Origin of the sequence: Tateyamaria omphalii (genome assembly GCF_019802125.1) — a bacterium.
GTDB classification, from domain to species: domain Bacteria; phylum Pseudomonadota; class Alphaproteobacteria; order Rhodobacterales; family Rhodobacteraceae; genus Tateyamaria; species Tateyamaria omphalii_B.
Genome location: NZ_JAHVHT010000001.1, coordinates 49,461 through 74,494 on the forward strand (window position 1 = coordinate 49,461; position 25,034 = coordinate 74,494).

General features: G+C 54.5%; 20 protein-coding genes and 1 pseudogene. 10 read left to right on the top strand and 11 right to left on the bottom strand.

Features of this window, described 5'->3' with window-relative positions; translation table 11 throughout:
- The first annotated feature begins 407 nt into the window (after positions 1 to 407).
- Entirely contained in the window at positions 408 to 2,495 is a 2,088-nt protein-coding gene (locus KUV51_RS00340) for an ATP-binding protein (RefSeq protein WP_222519648.1), read from the top strand.
- A gap of 12 nt (positions 2,496 to 2,507) precedes the next feature.
- Here the strand turns inward: KUV51_RS00340 and KUV51_RS00345 are convergent, their stop codons facing one another.
- Complete coding sequence (locus KUV51_RS00345; RefSeq protein ID WP_222519649.1) at positions 2,508 to 3,107, bottom strand: hypothetical protein; 600 nt, start codon at positions 3,105 to 3,107, stop codon at positions 2,508 to 2,510.
- A 284-nt stretch (positions 3,108 to 3,391) separates the two neighbouring features.
- Here KUV51_RS00345 and KUV51_RS00350 point away from each other — a divergent pair, with 284 nt between their 5' ends.
- The gene (locus KUV51_RS00350; RefSeq protein ID WP_222519650.1) at positions 3,392 to 5,335 is read left to right on the top strand and encodes a hypothetical protein; all 1,944 of its coding nucleotides are present in this window, start codon (positions 3,392 to 3,394) and stop codon (positions 5,333 to 5,335) included.
- 31 nt (positions 5,336 to 5,366) lie between these two features.
- Here KUV51_RS00350 and KUV51_RS00355 read toward each other — a convergent pair whose 3' ends face one another.
- On the bottom strand, positions 5,367 to 6,581 hold the full coding sequence (locus KUV51_RS00355; protein ID WP_222519651.1) for a hypothetical protein: 1,215 nt from the start codon (positions 6,579 to 6,581) through the stop codon (positions 5,367 to 5,369).
- A gap of 305 nt (positions 6,582 to 6,886) precedes the next feature.
- A complete protein-coding gene (locus KUV51_RS00360) occupies positions 6,887 to 7,825 on the bottom strand; it encodes a DMT family transporter (RefSeq protein WP_222519652.1) in 939 nt (312 codons plus the stop codon).
- Positions 7,826 to 7,965: 140 nt separating this feature from the next.
- On the opposite strand from KUV51_RS00360, the gene KUV51_RS00365 reads away from it, so the two are divergent.
- Entirely contained in the window at positions 7,966 to 8,955 is a 990-nt protein-coding gene (locus KUV51_RS00365) for a helix-turn-helix domain-containing GNAT family N-acetyltransferase (protein ID WP_261385578.1), read from the top strand.
- A 48-nt stretch (positions 8,956 to 9,003) separates the two neighbouring features.
- Here KUV51_RS00365 and KUV51_RS00370 read toward each other — a convergent pair whose 3' ends face one another.
- Positions 9,004 to 9,648: a cation transporter gene (locus tag KUV51_RS00370; protein WP_222519653.1), complete on the bottom strand. Its 645-nt coding sequence runs from the start codon at positions 9,646 to 9,648 to the stop codon at positions 9,004 to 9,006.
- A gap of 75 nt (positions 9,649 to 9,723) precedes the next feature.
- Here KUV51_RS00370 and KUV51_RS00375 point away from each other — a divergent pair, with 75 nt between their 5' ends.
- Positions 9,724 to 10,140 carry a MerR family transcriptional regulator gene (locus KUV51_RS00375; protein WP_222519654.1) on the top strand — a complete coding sequence of 139 codons (417 nt, stop codon included), beginning with the start codon at positions 9,724 to 9,726 and terminating at the stop codon, positions 10,138 to 10,140.
- A gap of 201 nt (positions 10,141 to 10,341) precedes the next feature.
- On the opposite strand, the pseudogene KUV51_RS22085 reads toward KUV51_RS00375, so the two are convergent.
- Positions 10,342 to 10,484, bottom strand: a pseudogene (locus KUV51_RS22085) (transposase); the annotation flags it as partial.
- Between the two features lie 317 nt (positions 10,485 to 10,801).
- On the opposite strand from KUV51_RS22085, the gene KUV51_RS00380 reads away from it, so the two are divergent.
- From KUV51_RS00380 to KUV51_RS00395, 4 genes are all read left to right on the top strand, one after another.
- Positions 10,802 to 11,302, top strand: coding sequence for a hypothetical protein (locus tag KUV51_RS00380; protein WP_222519655.1), 501 nt, complete (start codon positions 10,802 to 10,804; stop codon positions 11,300 to 11,302).
- Between the two features lie 884 nt (positions 11,303 to 12,186).
- A complete protein-coding gene (locus tag KUV51_RS00385) occupies positions 12,187 to 12,402 on the top strand; it encodes a hypothetical protein (protein ID WP_222519656.1) in 216 nt (71 codons plus the stop codon).
- A gap of 53 nt (positions 12,403 to 12,455) precedes the next feature.
- Entirely contained in the window at positions 12,456 to 16,814 is a 4,359-nt protein-coding gene (locus tag KUV51_RS00390) for a PA14 domain-containing protein (RefSeq protein WP_222519657.1), read from the top strand.
- Positions 16,815 to 17,107: 293 nt separating this feature from the next.
- Complete coding sequence (locus tag KUV51_RS00395; protein WP_222519658.1) at positions 17,108 to 18,010, top strand: hypothetical protein; 903 nt, start codon at positions 17,108 to 17,110, stop codon at positions 18,008 to 18,010.
- Between the two features lie 298 nt (positions 18,011 to 18,308).
- Here the strand turns inward: KUV51_RS00395 and KUV51_RS00400 are convergent, their stop codons facing one another.
- Both KUV51_RS00400 and KUV51_RS00405 read right to left on the bottom strand, forming a co-directional pair.
- Positions 18,309 to 19,154 carry a LytTR family DNA-binding domain-containing protein gene (locus KUV51_RS00400; protein WP_222519659.1) on the bottom strand — a complete coding sequence of 282 codons (846 nt, stop codon included), beginning with the start codon at positions 19,152 to 19,154 and terminating at the stop codon, positions 18,309 to 18,311.
- 54 nt (positions 19,155 to 19,208) lie between these two features.
- On the bottom strand, positions 19,209 to 19,409 hold the full coding sequence (locus KUV51_RS00405) for a hypothetical protein (protein ID WP_222519660.1): 201 nt from the start codon (positions 19,407 to 19,409) through the stop codon (positions 19,209 to 19,211).
- Positions 19,410 to 19,434: 25 nt separating this feature from the next.
- Here KUV51_RS00405 and KUV51_RS00410 point away from each other — a divergent pair, with 25 nt between their 5' ends.
- Together KUV51_RS00410 and KUV51_RS00415 are read left to right on the top strand one after the other, a co-directional pair.
- Positions 19,435 to 20,190 carry a MipA/OmpV family protein gene (locus tag KUV51_RS00410; RefSeq protein WP_222519661.1) on the top strand — a complete coding sequence of 252 codons (756 nt, stop codon included), beginning with the start codon at positions 19,435 to 19,437 and terminating at the stop codon, positions 20,188 to 20,190.
- Entirely contained in the window at positions 20,147 to 21,508 is a 1,362-nt protein-coding gene (locus tag KUV51_RS00415) for a fumarylacetoacetate hydrolase family protein (RefSeq protein ID WP_261385580.1), read from the top strand. The genes KUV51_RS00410 and KUV51_RS00415 overlap by 44 nt, the downstream gene beginning before the upstream one ends.
- A 374-nt stretch (positions 21,509 to 21,882) precedes the next feature.
- On the opposite strand, the gene KUV51_RS00420 is transcribed toward KUV51_RS00415, so the two are convergent.
- The 4 genes from KUV51_RS00420 to KUV51_RS00435 all read right to left on the bottom strand — a co-directional run bounded on the left by KUV51_RS00420 (position 21,883) and on the right by KUV51_RS00435 (position 25,024).
- Positions 21,883 to 22,344: a GNAT family N-acetyltransferase gene (locus tag KUV51_RS00420; protein ID WP_410001064.1), complete on the bottom strand. Its 462-nt coding sequence runs from the start codon at positions 22,342 to 22,344 to the stop codon at positions 21,883 to 21,885.
- Positions 22,345 to 22,511: 167 nt separating this feature from the next.
- Positions 22,512 to 22,835: a hypothetical protein gene (locus tag KUV51_RS00425; protein WP_222519663.1), complete on the bottom strand. Its 324-nt coding sequence runs from the start codon at positions 22,833 to 22,835 to the stop codon at positions 22,512 to 22,514.
- A 129-nt stretch (positions 22,836 to 22,964) separates the two neighbouring features.
- Positions 22,965 to 23,876 carry a serine hydrolase domain-containing protein gene (locus tag KUV51_RS00430; RefSeq protein WP_261385582.1) on the bottom strand — a complete coding sequence of 304 codons (912 nt, stop codon included), beginning with the start codon at positions 23,874 to 23,876 and terminating at the stop codon, positions 22,965 to 22,967.
- A complete protein-coding gene (locus KUV51_RS00435) occupies positions 23,873 to 25,024 on the bottom strand; it encodes a zinc-binding dehydrogenase (RefSeq protein ID WP_222519664.1) in 1,152 nt (383 codons plus the stop codon). Before KUV51_RS00435 ends, KUV51_RS00430 begins: the two co-directional genes overlap by 4 nt.
- Positions 25,025 to 25,034 lie beyond the last annotated feature (10 nt).

The following is a 25,034-nucleotide window of genomic DNA, read 5'->3' on the forward strand; positions in this document are numbered from 1 at the left end:
CCGCCTGCTCCTGCAAATCTGCCACGTGGTGAACGCGGAGGGGGGGGCGAGACAGGACAAATCGACAAGGTTGGTGCGGCCCGCAGCGCAGCGGGGACACGGCCTTGTCTATTTGTCTTGTCCGAGGGGGGAGGCCGCGCCTCCACCCTGACGGCGAACGGCGTTTGGCTTGTCCAAATCCCGTGAGCCTGCTGGTGGCGTTCCAAATTGCTTCAAAAGATCTTGTCGGGTGGGGGCGGGAAGCCGTCATTCGCTGCGGTTGCGAGCGGATTTGCTTCTCAATCGCAAAGCAGACGTTGAGGTGGCAACGATGCATTCGCCGGGTACTTGTTTGGGCTCAGAAGCTTTACCGGGTGACATGATTGTTTCGAACGGGCATCTTCCCCGGAATCCTTCAGGAACACACCATGACCACTTTAAGCGAAAACCTCGTCAATCGCGTCAGAAAGCTTACCAAGCCTTCGAACGCTGCGCAGGCTATGCAGCCGTTTCTTGAAGCTGTCAGCAACGCCATGATGGCGATTGACGATCGTCACGAAGCCTTTGGAAATAGTCAGCCCGGGCATGTGAGGATAAACATTGAGGGTGTTGGTGGCGAGGATGTAGACATAATTGTGCGCGACAACGGGATCGGGCTCGAGACCGACCGGTATGACGCTTTCTGTGAGATTGATACCGACTTCAAGAGCCAACGCGGTGGGAAGGGAGTTGGCCGCTTGTACTGGCTCGATGCGTTTAAGAGTGTTGAGGTGAAATCCCGGTTCCGAGATGGAGAACGATACGCACAGAGAGCATTCAAATTTCGCCTAAAGCGTGAAGAGCAAATCGAAGATCTGTCGTCCAGTTTTGAAGATTTTGGAGCGAACGAAACGGGCACCATTGTGCGTCTCTCTGGGCTCAAGCAAGGCCCCTACGCAAGTGAATTTCCTAAGCAAGCCAAAAAAATTAAGGACTACTTAGCTGCCGAATTCATTGCGGATTTCCTAGCTGGAAGTAGTTCACGTGTGACGTTGTCGATTACGACCAAGGCGGGAAACACTCTATCTGCTGAGTTCCCCGTTGATGTAGTTGATCTTGTCATAGAGGGCCCTGAGGACCTTTCTGCTAACGCTAAAGAAGAGGTGCCCGAACTAAGGATCGAAGGTTATCTTTGCGAGAAAAAGGCGAGCCAGGGGCTCGAAGGCCGACATCAGCTGCACCTTCTTGGGAACAAGCGAACTGTAGAAACTAGGAACATCGATAGTCTTGTCGGGATAGGTGCCCTAAAAGCAAACGACCAAGACGATCTTGCAATGCACTTGGTGGTGGGCAGCAAATACCTTGACGACCGCGTTGCAGAAAGCAGAACTTCGTTCACGGTGCCGGCTTCAGAATTGGACGATATTGTTAAGGCATCGGTCTACCAAGCAAGAGAAAACCTCATCGCTGACCAGCTCCGGGACTTCGACAACGAGCGCCGTCGTAACTTTGAGGCGTTTCTTAATGAGCAGCCGATTTTCGGATTTGGAGATAGTGAGGAGATATTCGCTTCGCTTCCAGTCGGCGCAAAAACACACGAGGACTTTGTCGCGAAGCTCGCATTACCTCGCTATCGAAAGGAACGTGACCGCGAAGAACGACTCACAACCATCGTGCAAAGCTTGGTCTCAGGCGATGCTGTTCCAGAAGACTTTGACAGAGTTGTTCGTGAAGCTGCGCAGGATGTTCAAGACAACGAGCGCAGCTCACTTGCGCACCACGCGGCAAGGCGTAGGGTTGTTCTCGATCTGATGGACCAGCTCATCCGTAGACTGCGTAGCGCCGATGGCGACGACAAGTATCATCTTGAATCTACGTTGCACTCTTTGATTGTACCGATGCGGATTAATAGCAACGATCCAACAAAAGCTGAAAATGCGGCTCATGATCTTTGGCTGCTAGATGAGCGTCTTGCATTTGCGTCAGGGTTTGCATCGGATGTCCCTCTGAAGCAAGTGATCGTAGATGAAGAGAGCGACCTCAGACCGGACATTGTACTATGGGATCATCTTTATTGCCTCGCGCCTGTTGGGCAACAAGGCGGAGTCGAAGGCGTTGACGACTTAGAGCCGATTACTCAAGTGTTCATCGTTGAGTTCAAGCACCCAGGTCGGACCGGCTATTCTGCGGGCGACAGTGTGACGCGCCAGGTCACACAGTATGTTGATCGGATAAAAAGGGGGCAGATTGAGGGTTTCGGACGGCGAAACGTCTTGGTTTCAGAGGATTGCCGATTTCACTGCATGATTGTTGCGGATTTCCAAGGTGGTCTCAAGGATGAGATCGCTTCCTGGGATTACATACATAACCGTAGAGGCAGAGAGCGCCGTCTCGGTGGTGATCATTCAAACGTTATCATTCAAGCCTTTGAGTGGGACTTTGTTCTTTCTTCGGCAACTACTTCGAACCGTGCGCTACTTGATGCCGCTGGACTTGTTCAGCGAGGGCAGACCAATTTCGTGAAGTCTGGAGATTGATAGCGCTGGCTGCTAACTATCGGACTTCAAGTTTTTGGAAACCGCCATAAATTTGGCCGCTCTTTCACGCAGATATTCGGCCTCGGCTTGGTCAAGTCTTGTGGAAGTAATGAGTGTTCCTGGCTGGATGTTAAGAATGCCGACGCCCGCGGAATCCGGTTGTGCCATTCGGAGGATAGTCAATAGCCCGCGTTCCTTCTTTCGAGGGAGTTGGTCTTTTCCAAAGTGTAGGAAAATTATTCTTCTTTGGTTGTTCGCTTCTGTACGTAGGTACCACGCAGTTGAGACGCGGAGTCCTGAAATGTCGGCTTCTATCGGACTACGCCCTTGCCAAATAAGTGCGTGATCCTCCTTCAGGTCAAGATAGTTTTGGCAAAGCACCTTGTAGCCAGCAGATTTATTAGCGGATACGCTTGAATAGAGTTCGAGGAACTGCTTTTCCGAGAACGCCTTTTCTTCATAGGAGGTCATTGCCTCTCGAAACTGCTTATATCGATCCTTGGCTGGATCATAAGGCAAATCGAGTTCGCTGATTATGCTTTTGACCTTAGCCTTGTCCTTGCGTTTATCCCCATATGCAAAATCAATGAACTGACTAACTCTGATTTTCATCTTGCCTCACTTGGATCTGTTAATGGGTACACACTAAAGTATAGAACAAAGAATGAACAGCCTGACGTGTAATTCATCTGAAAAGTCGAGGGTCGGCTTTTTTGCGACGCTTCCGATCCAAGTGTTTGGCCTGCTCATACGCGTCGCTTCAAGCCTTTTTCCTTCAGACAGCGTCAACGAATGAAGTTTAGAAGCTCATCCCGTCTTGGGTAGATCAGATTGCGGATTTTCGGCATTGTGTCTTGCAGGCGCCACTCTTGGATTCAATCGTCTAAGAGCCGACTATGGAGTGGTTGCTGGAGTGGAGAAAGCAACGATGCTTCAACAAGCCAGATCAGCACTGGGAGGTTGTTCTAGGCTCAACCCTTGGAAAGCATCTGCACGCAGTGCATGCATTTGTGGTGATTGTTATGATAGATGATCTTTCCGTTCCGACATCTGCAAATTTTCATTCAATTCGAAAGAAGCTGTCAAACCGGTCCATCGATGACTTGTTTGTAAAGCTTCGTGCAAACCACAGCGTTACGGCCCGAAACGAGTTCAAGTACACACGTGAACTACTCGACGACGTTCGCTGGTCTGCAATTTGCTTCAGATATGAGAATTCGCCTTCCTTTCTCGAAAGCACCACGGCGATACGAGAGAGTCTCTACGGATTTATGCTATTGATCGAACATCAAGGCTATGCAGCAGTCCTCACGTCCCGCTTGAACCTCCCGTCCGTCTTCAAGACGACATATTTCTCGCCAGTGGCATCGGCGCGTGTCGAAGGTGCAATCGCTAAAGCAGATGCGGTTTTCCAGCGTATGACGATGCGCAACATGTCCATTTCGCCCTACGCGATGCGATCCAAGACCGTCGACGCGGCAGATCTTGCTAACGTTGTCGGCCCTGCCGGGAGCCGACGGTATGCGCCCCGTACATACAGCGTCGTGACAAATGGTATTCAGAGCACCGCAACACCGAGCACAGGACGCATTGGTGTTCGATCGGCGCGCACGGATCTTCCCGGTGTCATTTCCTTTGCGAAGTACGTTATTGAAGAGCTTGGTGAGGATAATGCGAACGTCTCGCCATTCATCAGGTCTTTCGCCCGGCCGCTATCGTTAACCGAAGCACTGGAATCTTCAGAGCCCCAGGCGATGGCGATTGATACTACCAAACTTGCGGACGCGGTGGACGATGTTGAGGAGGGCATCAGGCTCATCCGACTGATGGACGATGGTGCAGTCGAGCTGTCTGCAGACGAAATAACGACTCTGATGGAAAGACTCAGCAATCCCCTGAATATTGAGGGCGATGTCCGCCTGAGAGCGGCGCTTGACCCAGCCACAGGCGATCAGTGCGCATCGATCTGTCTGAACAAGAATCGCATCGCTCTGCGCTCCCTGTCATCACCGCAGCTGTCAGACGTTTATGTGGAATCAGCCGGTGAGGCTCTTGGTGAAGATGGTGAACGGCAAACGCTACGGGCGTATCTCGACAGCATGAATGCACTCATCGTTCTTTTTGAGGATGTGCGGTTGGCCTACATTGATGGTCAGGTGTTCCGAGACGAAACCCTAGTGAACGGAGGCGAGTCTTTTCTGCGGCACTTTAGCGTCTGTGAGCCTCTGTCGGCCGTCACAAGCGAGAAGGGGGAATTCACCGCCGAACATACCGCGTTCGATGGCAATTCAAGCTTCGGAGCAACTATTGATCACATTGCTGCTGCAGATCCGATTCTACTGTGCGACGACCTTGGCGATGAGTGGGCTGACTTCATAGGTATCTCTGATGACGCAGGCGCCACTCAAATCTCATTCTACCATGCAAAGCACGGCGCTCTGTCTCTCGGTGCCAGCCCCTTCCATGTGTCAGTCAGTCAGGCGGTCAAGAACTTGGGAAACATGTCGTTTCCAGAAGAACGGATCGCAGGCAAGGTAGAGCTGTGGAGTTCGACCTACAACGCGCCCAATCAGCAAACCCAAATCCACCGAACGATACGCTCGAATGTCGCTGACTTAACAGACGCGCTTCATCGCGCGAGAACGGCGCCGGATGCACGCCGCCGCGCTGTCATTGTGACTTCGTCACTCAGCCGGCAGGCGCTCGTGGAAGAACTAACCGCGATACAGGGCGGCCAAAGGCCATCTCCGTCCTTCGTCCAGCTTTACTGGCTTATGCAGTCCTTTTTCTCAGCTTGCACGGAAGTCGGCGCAACCGGCACTGTCGTCTGCCAACCATGAGGCCAACTCGGGGCTCCACCAAGTCAGGAACCTATTCGTCGACAAAGCGCAACAGGACCTCGATGCAGAGAGTTCCCGCGTTTGCAGCCTTCTTTACCCTTTCCATTAGATAGTAGTCGAAGGCCATCATGGGGGTAGTTGTCTTGCCACGCGAAGCAAGAGCCTCTGCTGCCTGTACTACGCGAAGTAGCTCGGAGATATCAAGGATATGAGGAAACCCACCAGTATTGGACATGAATTCTTCAATGAACTCCGAACCATAATCTTCACGGACCTCTATAAGGTCTAGGTCTGGCACCAGTACGATTGCGTGAGCAGGCTGGTTTCGGTTTACCGATATGACTTTTCCGCCGTAGCCAGTGATCTCAGCACCATCCTTTATCTGTCGAATGCCCCCACGTAACTGCTTAAATGCTTTGGCTAAATGAGAAGAGACGTCGCGTTGAAGTCGCGCGCGATTAGGAATTCTCTTGCGCGCCAACATCGACAGTGTTTTGGACTCAATCAACGTAGCACCGAACTCGTAACTTAAGAGAATGTCCGTTAATTCTCGCGTTTCGTTTTCTTTGTAGGGGCGCTGCGGGCTATGGTAGACCTCTTGTGGGTGAAGGTTGTCAGTGAGCCAAATCCCAATTTGCTCCTGTTGATTTCCTTCATCTTCATCAAACAAATTTATCAGGCTCGATTGAGCAGACGCCGTAATGAAGTGGTTGAGTAATGGCTTCCAATCGCGACTGCCACCGATCTCGGCTACCAGCCAATCGCCGTTGGATCCGTCCTCCAATACAAGCTGATCTAAAAGACTTGTGGCCACTTCTTTGATGGCGGAGTGATCTATTGGCCCTAGCGACGCATCCTTCGCGACGGCGGAGATTCCTTCCAATTTCTGTAACGGTGCTACGTCATTCCATGCGACGTTGACGGCAATTTCGTTGAGCAAAAAAGCTACAATCGGTTTCCCTTGGGCCAAGGCTTTGATGGCGTCCAGTTCTTCTTCGCGTTCGCAGACCGACCAGAGTATTGCCCCGTCGGCATCGTCGTCAAAAACGCGAAGCGCGTAGAGTAGCCGCCCGTCAAGAGACGCGAACGCCAATTGCATGCGCGTCCCTAGGACAATGTATTTCAGGAGCAGCGTGCTCCCCTTTATTAGCAGTGTCGGCTCCCGATCATGCTGTCCGGCGGCAAAGTCAAATCGGATCAGCTGCGGGACCGCTAGAAACTCACTGCGATTGTGGGCAGAAAGCATATGCATAGCAAATTTCCCATGCGGGATGAGCCCACAGAACACAAGCACAAGGTGTGCAACAGACTATCCGTTTGTATGTCTTGTCGCATTTGTCCGCTTCGCGGTCCATGACCATCAACCGAACAGAGCAGTTGCAGCGAACGTCCGATAGTCGGTTTGCGAATGCAGCATCCATAGCGCGTGCGCAATGTCAGGAAAGGGCCGCGAGCGGGTAGGGGAGAGCGCCAACTCCTACATGCTGCGCTGCCACCGAAGTCGGCATTGAGCCCAAACCTACCGAGTTGCTGCAAAGTGGCGAAGGTCTGCTATCTGTCGCGAGAAAGCTTCGCTCGGCCCTTGACCACACCTGATGCGGCAACCGCCCCTATCACGACCAATAGTGCGCCGATCACAGCTCCCCACGTGATTGCCGCGGCCCCGAACACAGCCAAAATCGCGATTGACCCAATCGGTGTGAGGTAAGCAATACCGGAGACCGTCGAAGAGAAGCCTGTTCGTGTCGCCTTGTCCCAGAGGACGTTTGAGAGTGTCAAAGGAGCAATGCCAATGCCAGCAATCGCAAGCCATTGGGTTACAGACAGCGATGTCGGTTCCTCGAATAAGCAATGCGCCATCAATGCCATCACCGCTAACACTCCCATTGAAGGGCCGATGACCTCACCCGAGCTCTTCGCGGACGACCTGATCGCGGCATAAATCGCAAAGGTGAGGCCGCTAAGAAACGCGAGAACGATGCCGAGGTAGTCGAAGCCTCTTTCAAAGGTTGGGCCAATTGCCAATGCTGCGCCAACAAACCCCAGTCCAATGCCGATCTTCGCCAGAAGCGTTAGCCGCTCACCCTTCGTGAGCGACAGGATTGCCACCAACATAACTGGCCAAAGATACGCGATGACGTTGGCTTCAGCAGGCCCGATGCGTGGCATGGCCACGAGGAAGAGGATATTGTTGATCAGAAGCGCGCTGGCGACAAATATCATGGTCTTCGGAGGTGTTAGTACGAATTCGCGCACGTTCGCTTGAGCTAAGGCCATCAACAGAGCGATGGCGAAACCAATCGCGGACGCCAACCCGAAGACCAGAAATGGAGGCGCCGTTCCTGCCAGCGTTGCGAGCGTTGGCCAAGTCGACCAAAACAGGACGGCCCCACCTGCAAGCGCGACGGCCCTACCCCTTGGCCCGAGAGGGTTTCCTAACGTCGACAGGATATCGAAGCGAAGAAAGGTAACGGAAACTATGGCTGTCATGATGCAACCGTAGTCCGGATGGGAACTTGTGCATAGCAGCCTTTGAGCAAACGGTTTCTTCTTATCCGCCAAACGCCGCCACATTCGCTGATGAACGACAACAGTACTGACAAAGACTACAATAGTTGTATCATACAACTATGAATCAGGAAATTTCGACCCCTCGTATCGACAGGATGCGCTCTACCGCCAGGCACATCGTGCGCGAGCTTGGCTTCATGCAAAAAGGCTTGGCTGGGACAGACCTATCGCCTTCAGCTGTACATACGATAATCGAACTTGGGTACTGCACGGTCACGACCGCGACCGATCTGGGCGAGCTGCTGCATCTGGAAAAATCCAGTGTTAGTCGTCTCGTGCAGAAACTGGTGCAGGACGGCCTGATTGAAGTTGCACCCAATCCTGACGACAAGCGCTCGCGACGGTTGGTGTTGACCGACGAGGGTCGGACAGTGTTGACCGAGGTTGAACGGTTTGGGCGGCGGCAACTCCGTTCCGCTTTCGAGCAGCTTGCAATGGAGGATGTCGAACAGATCGAAACAGGCATGGGCCTTTTTGCAAAGGCGCTTCGGATGGAAGAAAGCGCCATCTTACGTACGCCCCCAGAAATCGACTTGCAGCAGGGCTATCGATCAGGCGTCATCGCATCGGTCGCGCATCTGCACGCGACCTACTATGCAAAAAACTACGGCTTCGGCGCTGTCTTCGAACGTAAGGTCGCAACGGAAATGTCGGAGTTCATGGGGCGGATCGACAGCCCTTCGAATTCCACCTTCACTGCATATCGCGGTCCCGACTTGCTGGGGTCGATCTCGCTCGATGGCGAAGACTTGGACGAGGGCGTTTGTCACCTTCGCTGGTTCATCGTCAGCCCGGAAGCACAGGGATTGGGCATCGGCAACCTCCTTCTCGAGAAGGCCACGTCCTTCGTGGATGCCGCTGGTTTTGACCGCACCCGTCTGTGGACGTTCAAGGGGCTCGATGCCGCCCGCCACCTTTATGAAAAGCACGGCTTCGCCCTTGTCGACGAAACGCCCGGCACTCAATGGGGTACGGAAGTTATCGAGCAGGAGTTTGTCCGGCCGTCAAAAAGCGGTATCGGTCAGCCTCGTAGCCATCCTCGCAGCTAAGGTCCGGAGCGAGCCCAGACATACCCGGCGCGCTCTTCGCAGCGAACGTCAGCGTGCCCGAGCCGCTTCATGCTCATGCGCAGCATCCTCGCGCCTTTCCTCAAGTGCCTGTCGGATGATTTGGTAGGAAGATGACAAAAAGAGGCTCGCCATGATCGCCGCGACAATGAGGTCAGGCCAGCCTGTTGCGGTGCCCCAGACACCCAACGCTGCAATCATGACCGCGACGTTGCCGATGGCATCATTCCGCGAGCATAGCCAGACTGATCGCACGTTGGCGTCTCCATCCTTGTAGCTGACAAGCAAGAACACACTCGCGAGGTTTGTAGCGAGAGCCAGTGCGCCGATGATCCCCATGATCTCGGCTTCCGGAACACCAATGTAGAAAACGCGGTAAACAGTAGAGCCGAACACCCATGCGCCCATCAGGAAGAGGCTGATACCTTTTGCCAAAGCAGCATTCGTTCGAGCGCGGATAGACGCACCGATGACAGCGAGGGAAATACCGTAAGTCAGTGCGTCCCCTAGGAAGTCGAGCGCGTCGGCCTGAAGTGCCTGAGACTTTGCGTAGTGTCCGGCAGTCATTTCGACCACGAACATCGTCGCGTTCAACGCAATGACAATCCAAAGCCGACGTTTATACTCGTTCGACATCCCGTCGAACTTCACATCGTTACCGCAACATCCGGCCATCTCGAAACCTCTTCAGAATCGCTTCTGTCCTAATGTAGTGTCTCTAGTGACTAGAGGTTCAAGGGGTTTATTCGCATGTTCTCAATTGGCGAGCTTTCAAAGCGGACGAAGGTCAAAGTGCCTACCATCCGCTATTACGAAGAAATGGGTCTTCTGGCTGCACCGGAACGTACGGCAGGCAACCAGAGACGTTACACAAATGAGGGTTTGGAACGCCTGAGCTTCATCCGTCATGCGCGCGATCTTGGCTTCTCCATCGAAGCGATCTCATCACTGATCGAGTTGCAAAACCATCCGGACCGATCATGCGAAGCCGCCACCGAGATCGCCGAAGGTCAGTTGTCCGAAGTGCGAGCCAAGATCAAACGCCTCAAAGCGCTTGAGAACGAACTGAAGCGTATTGCACAAGGATGCGACGGTCGCGGCGTGGCAGAGGACTGTTATGTCTTGGCCTCGCTCGCAGACCATGACCTGTGTGGGCGAGATCACTGACCCTCGAAAGCTGACATCTATTCCGTAGTTCTGAACGGCAGATTCGTCCGCCAAGCCGACCCTGAAGGTGCTTGAGAGGACCGAAAGCTCCGACATGAAGCGCCAAATGACGGCTTTGAGCCCAGAGCGACCGATGCTGCAACGCGCATGGATGTCCGCTTACAAAAAACTAAGCATTGCCAATCGCAGCTTCGCAAAAGGCGTTCTGTGTGGACCATACTGTTTGGGGGCATCACGCCAGCTTAAACCGTTGCGATTGATGAAGTTAAAGCCGCTCAGGACGCGACGATCATCTACGCAAAGCTTGCCGTGGGATTTTACAAGGAAGGGGCAAGGCGCGCCATCTATACGTCGCTCAACCAGAATGGATCAGACATATTCACCGCCCGTTTTTCGAGACGTGAATCATGACGCCAAGCGGAAATCAATCGGTCCTGTGTCTAAGTTGAACGGTCGACCATATTTGCATGCTCCAAATTGAAGCTAGCTTGCAGCCGGGGGCGTACCTACGCTTAAGAATATTCCACACAGATGTTGTTTTATAGAGTGACAAAGTGGCTGACTGGAACCAGATCGTTCTGCCTAGGGTTGAAGACAGAAGCTGGGTGTGTTTTAGGTACGGATAATCTGCTCAAAACAGTTTCCCAGTGAGGTGGATCCGGTGAATATCCGACTAGTTGCTTTCGTTGCTATTCTTAGCGCTTTGTTTGTTTCATCGAATGTGCGTCAATTTGCGTTGGCTAAAGAAAGTTCGGCTGTGGAGCAAATGGGCGTGGTAGTGTTTTTCATGTTCCCAGACCAAGAAATAAGGCAGGCCTTATCCAGGGTCGATAGGGAAAGAATTGTGTCCACGGTTAGACCTGATAAGTTTTCGGAGTCAAGGTATGTCGTTTATATCTTGGAGGATTGGTCGTCGGCAAAAACCATACAGGGTTCTGAAGTGCTCGGTCCGGCACTTGATAAGATTTCAAAATTGCCGAGTAAAACGGTTTCGCATTTAGCAGATTTTCAAACTTCCAATGATAAGGAGTTATCGTTCCTGTTCATCAATTCAAGCGGTTTGCCGGCGTCTGTTGATTGGGATTGTTTATCGAGGTTTTTAATGTGGGTAGTTTCTGGCAAAGTTAATGACCAGCCATTTTCCTTCGAGCGATGTGGATAGCTGTAATTGAGTTCTAACCTTTAGGTGCGTGACGATGGATTTCCCGAATGTAAGCAGTGGTGCGACCACTGGTTTTAATGCTGGCATCGGTTCTGTTCGGTTTGGGCGGGATCTAGATGGAGACATATTTGCGCAGGGCTCTGTTGGGGTCTTCCGGGGTGGCTTTCAGGGATATGTCGCAGATGACACTTTCGATGTTGCGTTGACTGCCGGAGTTGGGAAAAACTTCAATCTGACTAAGAACGCTCAGGTCGAAGCGAGCGCTGAGGCAACTTTTTTTGATTTTTCATACACAGATAACGGTAATGGGACCGCGACCTACGTTTTTTCCCAGTCGGTTTCCATAGCTGGGGCGGCCTCTGCAGAACTGTTTGGTTGGGATCTTCAGATCGCTGGTGATGTCGAGCTATTAGGACAGACCCGTACGGTAAACATCAACTTGGATGATTATTCACTTGTTTCCTCTAGTCACGAGTTTACTTCGGATATTCCGGATCTTGCAGATGGTTTAGTTGAGGCCTTGAACGATCTAGGGAATACTTCATTTGATTTAGCTGGCTCAGTTATTGACCTTCAGAAGACCGATGCTGGAGTCGCTATCCGTGTTTGGGAAGCAGGCGGCGCAATCGTTGATCCTTTCAATGGTGTATTGGACTACGATCTATTGAACAGTAATCAGTCGCCCTTATTAGAGTCCACTAATTTGTTTAGCGGAACAATTTTGTTCTTTGACAACGAGGGTAATTTAGAAGGTTGGAGTGAGCCTCAACTGGATGAAAACGGGGTTCCAACGGGTGCTACGAATTACTTCGATGAGAATGGGTCTCCTACTGGAACAAGTATTCCGACAGGTGAAAGCGTTACAGCTTCAGGTGGAGGTTGGAATGGACCTGATGAGAGCACTGGCCCTGGGGGAAGTTCTTCCGACGGAGCAAATGGCTGGAGTACGCACGATGATCGACCGATTATCCTCGATCTTGATGGTGATGGTGTCGAAATATCTGTTGACCGACAGACCTTCTTCGATTGGGACAATGACGGCTTCCTGGAACAAGGCTCCTGGGCGTCTGCGCACGACGGCTTTCTCGTTCTTGACCTGAATGCGGATGGCACACGCGGCGCGGGCGACGGGCTTATTGACCAGGCGCACGAGTTGGTTTGGTCGCTGTGGGGCAATGAGGGGGATACTGACCTGCAAGCGCTGCGCCGCGCGTTTGACGACAACGACGACGGGGTCATAAATGCGGACGATCAGATCTGGCATGAGCTCCGCATTTGGCAGGATCTGAACCAGGATGGTGTGACCGACCGGGGCGAGTTGTTTGTGCTCGCTGGTGTGACTGCGACGGCGTGGTATGACGAGAATGATGATGGCATTCAGCAGGCCAGCGAGGTTCACACACTTGAGCAAGCGACTGCCACGGTTTGGAATGACCTGAACGGTGATGGCGAACGGCAGCCCAACGAGCTCACGCAAGAGGTCATCACGGAAATCAATCTGATCTACGACGATGGCTCGGACTATTCAGAAACCGACGACGACATCACCGTCTTTGGCAACACGCTGCATGGGCTTGCGTCCTTTGTAACTGCCAATGGGACCGTTGAAGGTGGCGTGGGAGATGTCTCGCTGTCGTATAGCGGCTTGGGCTACCGCGAAGTTGAAACGGATGTCGGTTACTCCATCGAGTTCGAAAGCGGCGAGAGCTACCACTACGCCGTGCTAGATGGGGGGGAACTCCAACACGTGCTTCTTGATGCGCGGGCTCTGGATGGCGCGACGGGTGATGATCGTCCTAATGCGCTGCTGGCTGCGGGCCACTCTCGATCCGTGCAAATCTCAGGCGGCGCGGGCAATGACACCGTGCGTGGTAGCGAGAATGACGACCTGCTGTCCGGTGACGCCGGGGCTGATGTTGTTGAAGGGCGGGACGGCAACGATCTGCTCTTCGTTGACAATGCCGACTTTGAGCAAGGCAGCGTGTCCGGTGGCAACGGTATCGACACGATCATTGTGACCGGCACCGAGGGTGTGGATGTCACGCTGGTCAACCACGAGCTGGAAGGCGCCTATGGCGGTGAAGGCAACGACGTTCTGTCAGGTGCTGGATCCTCGGACGATCTGCCCATCTATGGCGGGGGCGGCGATGACACGATCACCGGCGGCCATGGTGGAGACAATCTCGGTGGTGACGACGGGAACGACAGCATTGACGGCGGGATCGGAGACGATCTGATCTTTGGCGGCGCAGGCCACGATGCGCTTAACGGCGAGGATCATGACGACCGTGTGCTGGGCGGAGCAGGTGATGATGATATCACCGGTGGTGGTGGCGATGACCGCCTCTTTGGTGGCGATGGTGACGACTCTCTGTCAGGCGGGCTGCACGACGACTTCATCGATGGCGGCGCGGGTGACGACACTCTGATTGCCGGATATGGGGATGACACGCTGGATGGCGGCGCAGGCAATGACAGCCTGTACTTCTGGCACGGCGACCAGATCCTGTCCGGCGGTGAAGGCAACGACGTGTTCCATCTGGACGACCTTGGCCAACACGGGGCGCACAACCCGTATGGTTGGAGCGTTTTACAGGGCGGGACCGGGCATGATGTTCTGGTCATGGATGCGGCTGATTTTGCAGCGATCCGGCATGTGGGCGGCAATCAGTGGCAGCTGCTTGTGACATCCGCCGCCGACAGCATTCGGGCTGTTATCGACCTGATCGACGTTGAGCGGATTGAGTTCACGGATGGCAGTGTGCGCGCGATCCCGGGCAATACGACGCTCGACACCAGCGACAACTACATCCGTGAAAGCTTCAACCAAGGCGTTGGGGATACACGGATCTTCATCGACGGAAATGGCAATCAATACATACCCGAAACGCACTTCGTGTGGTCCGATGGCGTGCTGCGCGGACAGGCCGGGCATGATGTTCTGGTGGGATATCATGAACCTGAACAGGGTGACTACAGTTACCATGGAACGGGCGTGCAAGGAGAAACGCCCGAAGGAGGTGGGCAAACAAACGGCACTGGCTCTGGAAACCCAGCGCAAGGGGGCTCAGTCGCAACCAGTGGCGGTACACCACCCCCGCCGCCAACGGCGCGTCCGGACAGCATTGCCGGCAACTCAGGGAACGACTCGATCTATGGCGGTGAAGACGATGACACGCTGAGTGGTGGCAATGGCGCGGACCTGGTTGTCGGTGGTGCCGATAACGACACGATCTCCGGCGGTTCCGGCGCCGACATCCTCGCCGGTGGTGAGAGCAATGATTACATCCTCGGCCATTCCGGCGCGGATCAGATGTGGGGCGACGAAGGCGCTGATACTCTGATCGGTGGCAGTGGTCGCGACATGCTGAGCGGCGGAGACGGCAATGATGATCTGCAGGGTCAAGACGGCGACGACACGCTCTATGGCGGTGCAGGCAATGATACCGTGCTGGGTGGCCGTGGTGCGGACTACCTGTCCGGCAATGACGGGAATGACAGCCTGCACGGTCAGCAAGGCGCAGACCAGATCTATGGGGGCGACGGGGATGATACCCTGATCGGTCACGATGGGTTCGACGCCCTCTTTGGAGGTGCGGGCAATGACGTGCTGGACGGCGGGGACGATGATGACTGGCTCTCCGGCGGGGATGGCGCTGATACGCTGGAGGGAGGCATCGGTCGCGATGTCCTGAACGGCGGCGCAGGCGCAGACATCATTGATGGTGGTCAAGGCATTCTGGATACGGCCAGCTACGCAGGATCGGATGCTGCAGTCACGGTCAATCTGGCCGCTGGTACAGCCTCTGGTGGCCACGCCCAAGGGGATACAATCACGGGTATCGAGAACCTCGTCGGATCGGAGCACGACGATCACCTGACCGGCGACGGCCAGGACAACATCCTGGAAGGCGGAGCTGGCGGTGATACGCTTGTGAGCGGGGGTGGCCATGACTCCCTGGTCGGCGGATTGGGGCAGGACTCGATTGATGCAGGCGCGGGCAATGACCGGATTGTAGGTGACTTTGCATCCTCGATGCGCGGCCTACTGTACTTCGAATACTATGATCTGCCGGACGGAGCGGCACCGGATCTGACAAGCTTTGATCAAGGTGAGGCGACGGCAACCGGGTATGTCGGTGCTATCAACGCGGCTGCGCACGCGGAAGCCGAAGGTGAGACCGGCTACTTCGGCATGGCGTTCTACGGCGCGCTCGATATTGAGGCGGCTGGCGACTACACGTTCGAACTCTACTCGGATGACCATGCGGAACTCTGGATCAACGGACAACGCATCGCAACGCATGTTGCGTCGCAGCAGGGCACGGGTGACAGCGTCACCATTGCGCTTGATGAAGGCTTGCACGAGATTCACATCCGCTACTTCGATTATGCCACAACAGAAGCGCTGGACGTGTATGTCAGCGGACCGGATACAAACGACGAGCTTGTCGAGTTGATGGGCAGCGGGCTGCTCGGAACGCCCACGGATCATGCAGACGTCTCGGCCCTCTTTGCAGACACAATTGACGCCGGGGACGGCAATGACCGTGTTGAAGCCGGGTTCGGCGACGATCATGTGCTGGGCGGGATCGGTGACGATGTCCTCTCGGGTGAGGACGGAAACGACTTCCTGCATGGCCAAGGCAACAACGACACGCTCTACGGCGGCGCTGGCGATGACACCCTCGGGGGCGGCAATGGTGACGATATCCTCGATGGCGGCGCTGGAGCGGACCATCTTGTGGGCGGCGGCGGCATTGATGCGGCAAGCTACGGCACCTCAGAGGCGGGCGTGCTTGTGGATCTCCGGGAAGACAGCCTGAACACCGGAGATGCCGAAGGAGACACCTTCGACGGTGTTGAAAACCTCTCTGGGTCGAGGTTCGATGACAATCTGCGCGGTGACGAAGCGGCCAACCAGGTTGACGGCGGCAATGGCGATGATGTGATCCATGGCCGCGAAGGCGACGACACGCTTTTGGGTGGCAATGGCAACGACACCTTGCTGGGTGGCCATGGTGCAGATGTGCTGGACGGTGGCAATGGCGTTGATCGCGTCGAGTATAATGGCACGATTGGCTTCATCGCTGATTTGCAGAACGCAAGTGTCAACACCGGTGCAGCGGAAGGCGACACTTACGTTAGCATCGAAAACCTGCGCGGCGGCAATGGCGACGATATTTTGCGCGGCGACGCTGGCAACAACACGATCTGGGGCGGCAACGGCGATGATGTGATCTATGGCCGCAGTGGCAGCGACGTGTTGTCCGGCGGTGGCGGCGCGGACACGTTCCACTTCCGACCGCACTATGGTGAAGACATCATCGTGGGCTTTGAAGACAACTTGGATGCCATTGACCTGACCCGCTTCGGCTTCGCCAGCATGGCCGATGTGAACGCTCTGAGCATGCAGGTAGGGGATGACGTTGTTCTGGATCTCGGCAACGGAGATACGCTGACCGTGCGGGACATGACCTTCGCAGAGCTAAGTGATGACATTTTGATCTGATGGGTTGGGCAAGGGGCCGCGTTGTTGAGCAAACAGCGCGGTCGATCACAAAGCTGACATTGGTGCAGATGCAGCGAACGGCAGCGAAGTCCGCGATCTGTGAGTTCGAGCGGGCCAAGATTTCCGCGCTGCAGCGAAAGTCGGCTCTGACGGGCTGCATCGCAGCGTCGAAGGTTGTTGCCGGAGGTCGGCTTAGGGCCGTTTTGGACAACCTCAAATTGACATTTGGGAAAACCAGTTGAAGCTTTCGTCTTGTAGCTTGAGGACTATCCAAAGAAGGGAACGCAATCTCAATGTTCTTCCGTCATCGACCCAAGAAGCAGTTGCGAGGGCTCAGCTATGAGTTCGGCAGTCAGTCTTTTGGCAACGCGCTCATCATGATTTCAATGTACAGGTACGATGCTGGCCTTGTGAACATTATCTCTGCAATTGAAGCTTTTACGACAGATGAAACCAAGGACGATGGTAGCACTGATCAACGAACGATTTGGAAGAAACTAGAGGCGTTTGAACAAGCTCACCCATCTTTCGAAAGCGATTTTCAAAGACGTTCTGAGAGCAATACAGGGCCTAAGGCCAACTTTCACCAGGCGTATCAACTAAGAAATCGGTTGATGCACTCAGGGCATTCAGCCGCAACTAACCCAGAAGCTGCTAAGGCTATCTTGGATACTTTGCTACCCCTCGTACAGACAATTTATCGAGCCAAATTTGATGGTGAACTGTATGAACAACTGGTCGTTGAAATAGAAAGGGCTCTCAGCCTATCTCAGTACTTGAAGGCGAATTCGATCACAGATGAGGCCGGTTGGTTAGTTGCGATGCTACCAATAGTTTGGGCAGTGCAACAACACATTCGACCTAATTTTGAGCCGAGGTATTTGATAGATGAAAACGGATTTTATGTGGATCAAAGCGCTGCAATCTTTGAAGCAGTATCCCAGTTGCAGTCTACTAACGGATACGATGACGAAACACTTTTCTGCCCCGTATGTGGAGAATTGAGCGTGGCGGTGAAGTTTGATTTTACCTCAAGTGTCTCGCCATTTGGGTTGTACTTAAGCAAGGCGACTTGCGTAGCGTGTGGTCTAGAGCTCGGAGGATCGAGTACTGACGCTGAGCTTGGCAAGGCATTGTTTGATGATTTTCTAACCGAGAACGAACCTCGCTTGGCTAAAGAGTTTGGCTTAGCCTAGTGTGTTACGCGACTACACAAAATGCCTCGAGGACGGCAGTGCGCTTGTGGTATCACACACGTGCTTGTTTCACTCAGAGCCAGTGTTTCAACAGTAATTTGGGCGAACTTTTCTGTTGGCGCAGATTGACCATTCAAGGGCTCCTGATGATCTAGTAGCGGCGAAGGTCTGCTTCAAGGAAGCTGCATCGCAGCGATCGGCAGAGTCGGCAGTGTCCGGTTTGGGCCGTCGAACGTCACCACGCAGAAGTCTTCAGACATCCATCGGGTGATCGGAGGGAAGTTTGATTGCGGCCGACCTAGAGCCTTTTCTTGAGTTGGGCATGGCGGCGTCGGCTTACGGGAACCTCCGTCCCGTTTTCGAGCACACAGGCATAGGCGCTGCCGACACGCTTAACTCTTTTGATATGCCGGAACCTCACCCAGTGCGATCGGTGGCACTGCATGCCCCGAAACTCCTTGAGCGCTTCGACACAGTCCGACAACGCCAGCTTCATCGTTGCTGTCCCCTCGGTTGTCACCACCGAAACATAGTGATCTTGCGCTTCGATCCTGACTAGATCGTCGCCAAGACTATGTGGAACCGGGATCGCGCTTCGCAGCGCTGGCTCTGGTGCCAAGCGAGAAAGTATCGCGTGGCGCTGTTGCTTTGCCATCTCTGCCGCCCGATAGGCGAACACGGCCATTATGGCCGACAGGCCCAACGACGGCGGCGCTACGTTCAGCAATTCCTCAACGTAGCGCCTACTGAACCCTGCATTGATCAGGCTATCGTCCGGCTTTTCACCGAGAAGGACATCGAGAGCCATTGAGAACGGTGCAAGCAATAGAGGCAGGAAACAAATTGCAACGACCAGAGGCCACGGCATTCGAAGCCCGGACAGTGCCACCAACGTTGCCGTGCCCATCAACAGAACCGCTGCAAGAAAAAGATGTGTGACCCAGTGCAGAACCGCCGCCCAGAAAGGCATCCCGGAGGTCACGGAAGGATCGAAGCTGGTGATCACCAGTCCGCCCACAACCGCGAAGGCAAGGCAATGTTGCGCCAACTGGCGCCAGGACAGGTCACCCGAGCCAAGAACACTCAGCAGGTTTGACCTTAAACCGTCGGATGCGAAGCCGGTACGACCTTCCGGATCTTTCATTTACCCCACCTCGCGTAACGCGACTCATTCAACCGTTGGTAGGGCGCAATCCCCTCAACATAAACGTGCAATTCGCGAACGGTCATAATACGACCGCTGGCGCACCAATCGTTGCCATTCACGAATTTCTACATCGCGTTCGTGAACTGGCCCTTCAAAATCGTCGACACCCCAAGCTGTCTGTTGGCCGTCATGCGCGCCGATGAAGTTGCCGTGCATGCTGAAACAGAAAAGGGACATTCCAATGTCGTACATTCACAGAGTCTTATCAGTCTTCCCCATGGCACTTGCGGGCCAGGTGCTCTGCGCCACAGGGGCCGCCGCGCAAGATCGCGAAAGAGACTTCACCGGTATTGTTGGGGTCGGCGTCAGCTCCGGTCCCGAGTTTTCTGGTTCTGACGAGACCTCGACCCAGGCTTTTCCAATTATTGATCTCGTATGGCGCGACCGCTTCTTTCTGAACCAGCGGGGGCTGGGTGTCTTTGCCTTGCGAAACAGAGGGGCGGGCGCTCTCTCTCTTGGTTTCGCGATTGGCTATGATTTTGACGAGCGTCTTGTCGAGGATGATGAGAGGCTCAGTGGATTGCGCGATGTCGAGGCAGGTGGGCTGGTTACAGCCTTTCTGGAGTATGACGTTGGGATCGCCCATCTGGAGTTTGAGCTGAGCCAAGGCATAAGCAGCGATGGCCATGAGGGGACCCGCGCCACCTTTGGTGCTGAGTTTTCAGCACCGTTGGGCGATCGCCTTCGGGTGTCTGCCAAGCCGTTTATCGTGTGGTCTGACGGCTCCTATGCGGACGCATTCTATGGAGTAACCGCTGCCGAAGCTGCTTCGTCAAGATTTGCTGCATTCGATGCAGGCTCCGCTTTTGAACGTGCGGGGCTGGAGTTGACCGCTTCCTACAGCCTGACCGAACGCACTGGGGTCTTCCTCGGCATCGAGCACTCACGTTTGCTGGGCGACGCCAAGGACAGCCCCATCACCTTCGACGATGGGCAAACCGAGATTTCAACCGGCGTCTTCTTCCGCTTCTGAATACCGCTTTGACCCAATTGGCTTTGCTCCGGTCTGGGCGCGCAGCCCGGGTCAGGGCATCCAAACAATCGTGAGGTTCGAAATGAAAACTGCCATCTACCTTCCCGTACTGATCATCGTGATCTGCATCGGCCTGATCTTTTCTGTCCGCGATGATCCCGCCCGCACCAATCCAATCTCGGCGGAGAGTGCGCCTCTGGTGCCCGGAGTGCTCCCAAGCAGTGAGGCAATCACCCTGGCCAAGACGCACACCGGAGTTCCTTTGCTGGTGACTGGATTGGCCGATGGGCTGATCAAGGCGATTGATTTGACAAACCATGGTGCGCAGCTTGGCGCTGATCTCTTCGACGCATTTGCGGCGGTGGGCGAAACGCGCTTGGCCAAGCTTGAGATGGAAGCGACCGGCAGTTCTGGAGTAGGTCATGCGGAAAGCTATACATTCGCCCAACTTGCATCAGCCGCCGGAGACGGAGAACGACACCTTTCTTCGGGCACGAATTTTCCCGAACACGCAGAAGAGACCAATAGTCAGTCCGTCTTTGCCTTCCCGAAATTCGGCCCGCCGTCTCCTCCCGTTACCACTGTCGTCAAAAGAGAAGGCGTGCTTCTTGATTACGAAGTCGAGCTTTGCGTGCGGTTCGACAGGGACATTGCAACAGTTGAGGATTTCGACGCAGCGCGCAAAGGGTTCTTTCTGTGCGCCGATTTCACGGACCGGGCCGTACTGTCGAGAATGATCGATGTGGACAATTTCGATTCCGGCTCGGGGTTCAGCGATGCCAAGAGCGGTCCGGACTTCTTTCCTACAGGACCTTTTCTGGTGATCCCCACCGATTGGGAGCGCTTTGTTACGGCGGAGCGTATCACAACCCATCGGGGCAACTCCTTGCGGCAGGATGCACGTGGGGGCGAGATGATCCTCAACTTTCGTCAGCTCATCGAGAAAGCATTGAGTGATCTTGAGTCCGAACGCTTCGTCTTTCGCGGACAGCATTTCCACTTGCTTGATCAGAAGCGATTGGCACGCGGGCAGGCGCTAATGTCCGGCACACCTGAAGGCGTAATCTTTATGCCTCCAACTTCTTTGCAGATCACCCGGGGCGGATTGCAATACGTCCTGAGCGGTAGCTTTCTGAGGGGCCAGTCTGGCTATGACAGTGTCGTAGAGGCCTTCATTCGCGAAGAACTGAGAGCAGGCCGGTTTTTGCAGGCTGGTGAGGTGATTAGATACTCTTCATCATCAATGGGCGAGATATCCATCACCGTCGTGAGCGAGAACGAAGATGAAGTTGCCCTAAATGGCGTTGATGGGCCTTGATGAAAAAGACTTGCCCTGTGCTTCCAAAGTTTGCCGCACCGAGGTTCATCCGAGCGCACGCGTCGACGACGGCTCATCACTTTCCTTGGTTGGTACACGACATTGCTTCCTCGGCGTGTGAAACCTGAAGATATCGGCGTCCCTTTGCGGGACGGCGCAACATCAATAGCGACTTCTTCCGTTGGGGGCGGTCGCCAAATGAAACGTCCAGCAAGTCGTTGGTTCACCAACAGGCAAACCACCGATGTTTCGCCGGGCGTTTTCGTCAGAACCAGGCTTGCGGACAAAGACTGGGCTGCGAGCACAGTCGAAATCGAGCATATTTAGCGGGTTAGTGCTTGCAGGGACCCTTGCGAAGTGCGCGAACGAAGCCGTCAGCTGGTCTCAAGGTGGTACTTGAGAAAGTTGGCTCCATCGTAAGTAACCTCGCCGACGTGCCTTGCACCCAGCCTCTTAAGTGCGCCCAAATTCTTACGGGATGGCGGCATGAGAAACGTGACGTATGGGATGCGGTCATCGGCAACGGCAAATTCAATCGCCTTCTTTGCAATACGAGTACCAAGGCCAAAGGAGTCCGGTCGCAAGACCAGGCCGAAATCCCATTCATCACCTTCCTTCTGAAAACCGCCCCATCTGACGTACCGACCATCGGCGAAGAAAGCCCAGTGCCCAAGGCCATCGCGCGCCCAGGACTCTTCCTTGTTAGCAATAAATTTCTCCGCCACGCTGGCGTCCCAATCCATAGAAAGAAGGGGCATGTGTTCCGCCATACGTGGATCGGACATGTGGGCTGCTATCGTTGTTGGCTCAACTTCGTGCAACCGGGCAAATGTTATCTTACGTTGCAATCTAGTGTCTCTTGACCAGGGGATTGTTGTGTAAGCACGCGCTCCGGACCGTCGTTGCAACGTGACATGAACCAGAGCCCGAACATTTGTAGTTTTTGATTTTGACGACTTAACCAAGTCGGCACCAGGAACTCCGCTGTAACCATGATTTCTACCTAGAGTTCTGCCAACTCGTTTTTTAGAGCCTTCCGAAGCAACGGTGCTGTGTCATGCACCCACTGTGGTTCATTGTTCCTCACAATCAGCCAGAATTTCGTACCTTCTTTCCAGAAGGTGGCATCAATCAAACCCGGCTCTTTCTTGTGTCTCTTGAAGTGCCAGTGAACGGAGTTGGGGTACTTCTTGCGCGAATAACCTCCGATATGCGAGATGTATAATCCCGTTGCAATCGCGGCACGCTCCACAACTCTCAGCATCTTTTTCTTCGTCATGTCGTCTTCAATGCTGATCTCAAGATCATATGATTTCTTTTCTTTCACCACGGTTTAACCTCTCGGAAGTTTCCGGCGCGCAGCCGATTATGGCTTTGTTGGCGATTTTGGTTCGGTGAGAATGGATCTTTACTGGCGTAGAGCGGCGGCGAGGCGTGCTATTTTTACGGACATGCCTCAGACCTGCTTAGCGATTTTGACGGCCTCGAACTCCGCCACTCCTTCATCCTCCCCATCTGTGAAGCAGGCCACTGTGACGGGGTCCGGCCTGTCCGGGAAATAGTAGACCGCATTGACGCTGAACGGTCCTCCTCCTGAATGTCCGATGGCCCTCCCAATTTCGCCAACCTCGCCAGACATCAATCCAAGCGCATAGCCACACTCTGTCCATGGCCGCCCAGGAATTGTTCCACCGATGACATGGCGAGCAAGCATTTCGCGACGGGTTTCGGCACGAAGCAGCTGATCATGAAAGAGAGCATGCAAAAGATGCGCTGCGTCCGAAACAGAACCGATCAGGCAGCCATGAAAGACCCAACGTGGATCATAGCCGTCAGCAGCATCCGATTTCAGAGAAGCCGTTTGTTCGGGCGTCTCCCAATACTTCACGCTCCGCAGACCCAGGGGCTGACATAGGAGGTCCGAAATCACTCTGCCAATTGGCATACCGGTGGTCTCTTCAATCAATTCGCGAACGTACCGGTAGCCGATGTTGGAATAGGACCATCCTGCATCAGGATCGAAAAGCATGCCTTGTGCCATTGCAGTTTCCAGCAGCTTCTGGCGAGACCAAGGCTCCTCTTTTCCGGCGACCGCCGCACGATATGATTTTAGTGGCTCGTAGTCCGGAAGGCCCGAAGTGTGCCGAAGCAGTTGACGAAGAGTAAATGGCTGACCCGATACGCGGGCGTCCAGCCTCAAGTAAGAAGCCTCCACAAGCTTCAGTGCGCAGATCGAGATCGCCGTCTTTGTGAAACTCCAGTACGGGAACAACGCTCCGGAAGGGCTATCCCCGCCCTCGTGACCTTCGGCGGTTATCCAGTGGCGGTATATCGGCTGGGAGTTCATCGATTGTGGGCCAATCTTCATTTTGAGTTGGTCAGCACGACTTTGCCGACAAGGCCACCCGCTTCGAGCATTGAATGGGCCCGGGTTGCCTCGGACATGGGCACCTCTGCTGCGATGGCCGGATGTAGACGACCCGCTGCGGTCTTCTCCAGTAGGTCCGTCAGCGTATCCCTATACCAGTCGAGGTTTTTGGCCGGAAAACTCAACATGCTCGGCGACATCGGCACGCTCACACCATTTGGCCAAAGCGCCACCGTACCGGCGGTCAACAGACTGAGCGGAATGATTGCAGCGCCGGATTTGTAGATGGATGCCATTCCCAGCATGACCAACCGTCCCCCGCGCCTGAGGCATCGGCTCGATCGCCAAAGCTGGCGGGGTCCGCCAACGACATCGATCACGACATCCACCCCATCATTGGTCAAATCTTGGATACGGCGGACAAAATTTTCGGCTTTGTAGTTGATGGGGACAGCGCCATTTTCGGCAATGAAGTCACTGGATTTATCACTTCCAGTGCCGAACATTTGGAACCTAGCTAAGCTGCCAAGTTGCAGAAGCGCTGAACCAAGCCCACCAGCTGCACCATGGATCAAAAGCCGCTCGCCGGGATGCACCTTGGCTGTCTTCTCCAGCACAAGCGATGCTGTGAGGTAGTTGGTTATGATCGCGGCCGCTGTGACAGACTCAACGCCATCCGGCACTGGAACCAGTGTTTCAGCCGGGCGGATGATCATCTCGGAGTAGCCGCCGCCTTGTCCGAACGTCCAGCCAGTAACCCTTTGCCCTATTGTGAAACTGGTCACATCCGGCCCGATCGCGTCTACAATGCCAACAAAATCTTCGCCAGGCGTGTATGGCGGTTTTGTGAACCCAAAGAACCAGTGGCCGCGTATCATGAGATCGAAACCGGATACGCCAGCAGCTTCGACGCGGACGCGCACTTCTCCAGTGGCAGGCGCGCGGACTTGAACCGGCGTCCAAGAAAGGACGTCTGGCGGCCCGCGACGCTGAACAACAATGTGATGACCTTTAAAGGAATTCATTGGGTAGCCCCCCTCTCTTGTATATGCAAATGCGGTATTCGGATGATCAGAAAATTCGCCAGCGGCAGGCGCTGCGAACCCACCGGAAGTGCTCAAGGGATGCCGCAGCGCAAGAAGCTGCATCGGATTGGAC

What these genes read in the sequence shown, in the direction of transcription:
- KUV51_RS00430 (WP_261385582.1), bottom strand. Translation starts at nt 23,876, where the DNA reads ATGAAGATTGGCCCACAATCGATGAACTCCCAGCCGATATACCGCCAC.
- KUV51_RS00350 (WP_222519650.1), top strand. Translation starts at nt 3,392, where the DNA reads ATGGAGTGGTTGCTGGAGTGGAGAAAGCAACGATGCTTCAACAAGCCA.
- KUV51_RS00415 (WP_261385580.1), top strand. Translation starts at nt 20,147, where the DNA reads ATGGGCAAACCGAGATTTCAACCGGCGTCTTCTTCCGCTTCTGAATAC.
- KUV51_RS00405 (WP_222519660.1), bottom strand. Translation starts at nt 19,409, where the DNA reads ATGTACGACATTGGAATGTCCCTTTTCTGTTTCAGCATGCACGGCAAC.
- KUV51_RS00355 (WP_222519651.1), bottom strand. Translation starts at nt 6,581, where the DNA reads ATGCTTTCTGCCCACAATCGCAGTGAGTTTCTAGCGGTCCCGCAGCTG.
- KUV51_RS00435 (WP_222519664.1), bottom strand. Translation starts at nt 25,024, where the DNA reads ATGCAGCTTCTTGCGCTGCGGCATCCCTTGAGCACTTCCGGTGGGTTC.
- KUV51_RS00385 (WP_222519656.1), top strand. Translation starts at nt 12,187, where the DNA reads ATGGACCTGATGAGAGCACTGGCCCTGGGGGAAGTTCTTCCGACGGAG.
- KUV51_RS00340 (WP_222519648.1), top strand. Translation starts at nt 408, where the DNA reads ATGACCACTTTAAGCGAAAACCTCGTCAATCGCGTCAGAAAGCTTACC.
- KUV51_RS00400 (WP_222519659.1), bottom strand. Translation starts at nt 19,154, where the DNA reads ATGAAAGATCCGGAAGGTCGTACCGGCTTCGCATCCGACGGTTTAAGG.
- KUV51_RS00345 (WP_222519649.1), bottom strand. Translation starts at nt 3,107, where the DNA reads ATGAAAATCAGAGTTAGTCAGTTCATTGATTTTGCATATGGGGATAAA.
- KUV51_RS00395 (WP_222519658.1), top strand. Translation starts at nt 17,108, where the DNA reads ATGTTCTTCCGTCATCGACCCAAGAAGCAGTTGCGAGGGCTCAGCTAT.
- KUV51_RS00375 (WP_222519654.1), top strand. Translation starts at nt 9,724, where the DNA reads ATGTTCTCAATTGGCGAGCTTTCAAAGCGGACGAAGGTCAAAGTGCCT.
- KUV51_RS00365 (WP_261385578.1), top strand. Translation starts at nt 7,966, where the DNA reads ATGAATCAGGAAATTTCGACCCCTCGTATCGACAGGATGCGCTCTACC.
- KUV51_RS00370 (WP_222519653.1), bottom strand. Translation starts at nt 9,648, where the DNA reads ATGGCCGGATGTTGCGGTAACGATGTGAAGTTCGACGGGATGTCGAAC.
- KUV51_RS00410 (WP_222519661.1), top strand. Translation starts at nt 19,435, where the DNA reads ATGGCACTTGCGGGCCAGGTGCTCTGCGCCACAGGGGCCGCCGCGCAA.
- KUV51_RS00360 (WP_222519652.1), bottom strand. Translation starts at nt 7,825, where the DNA reads ATGACAGCCATAGTTTCCGTTACCTTTCTTCGCTTCGATATCCTGTCG.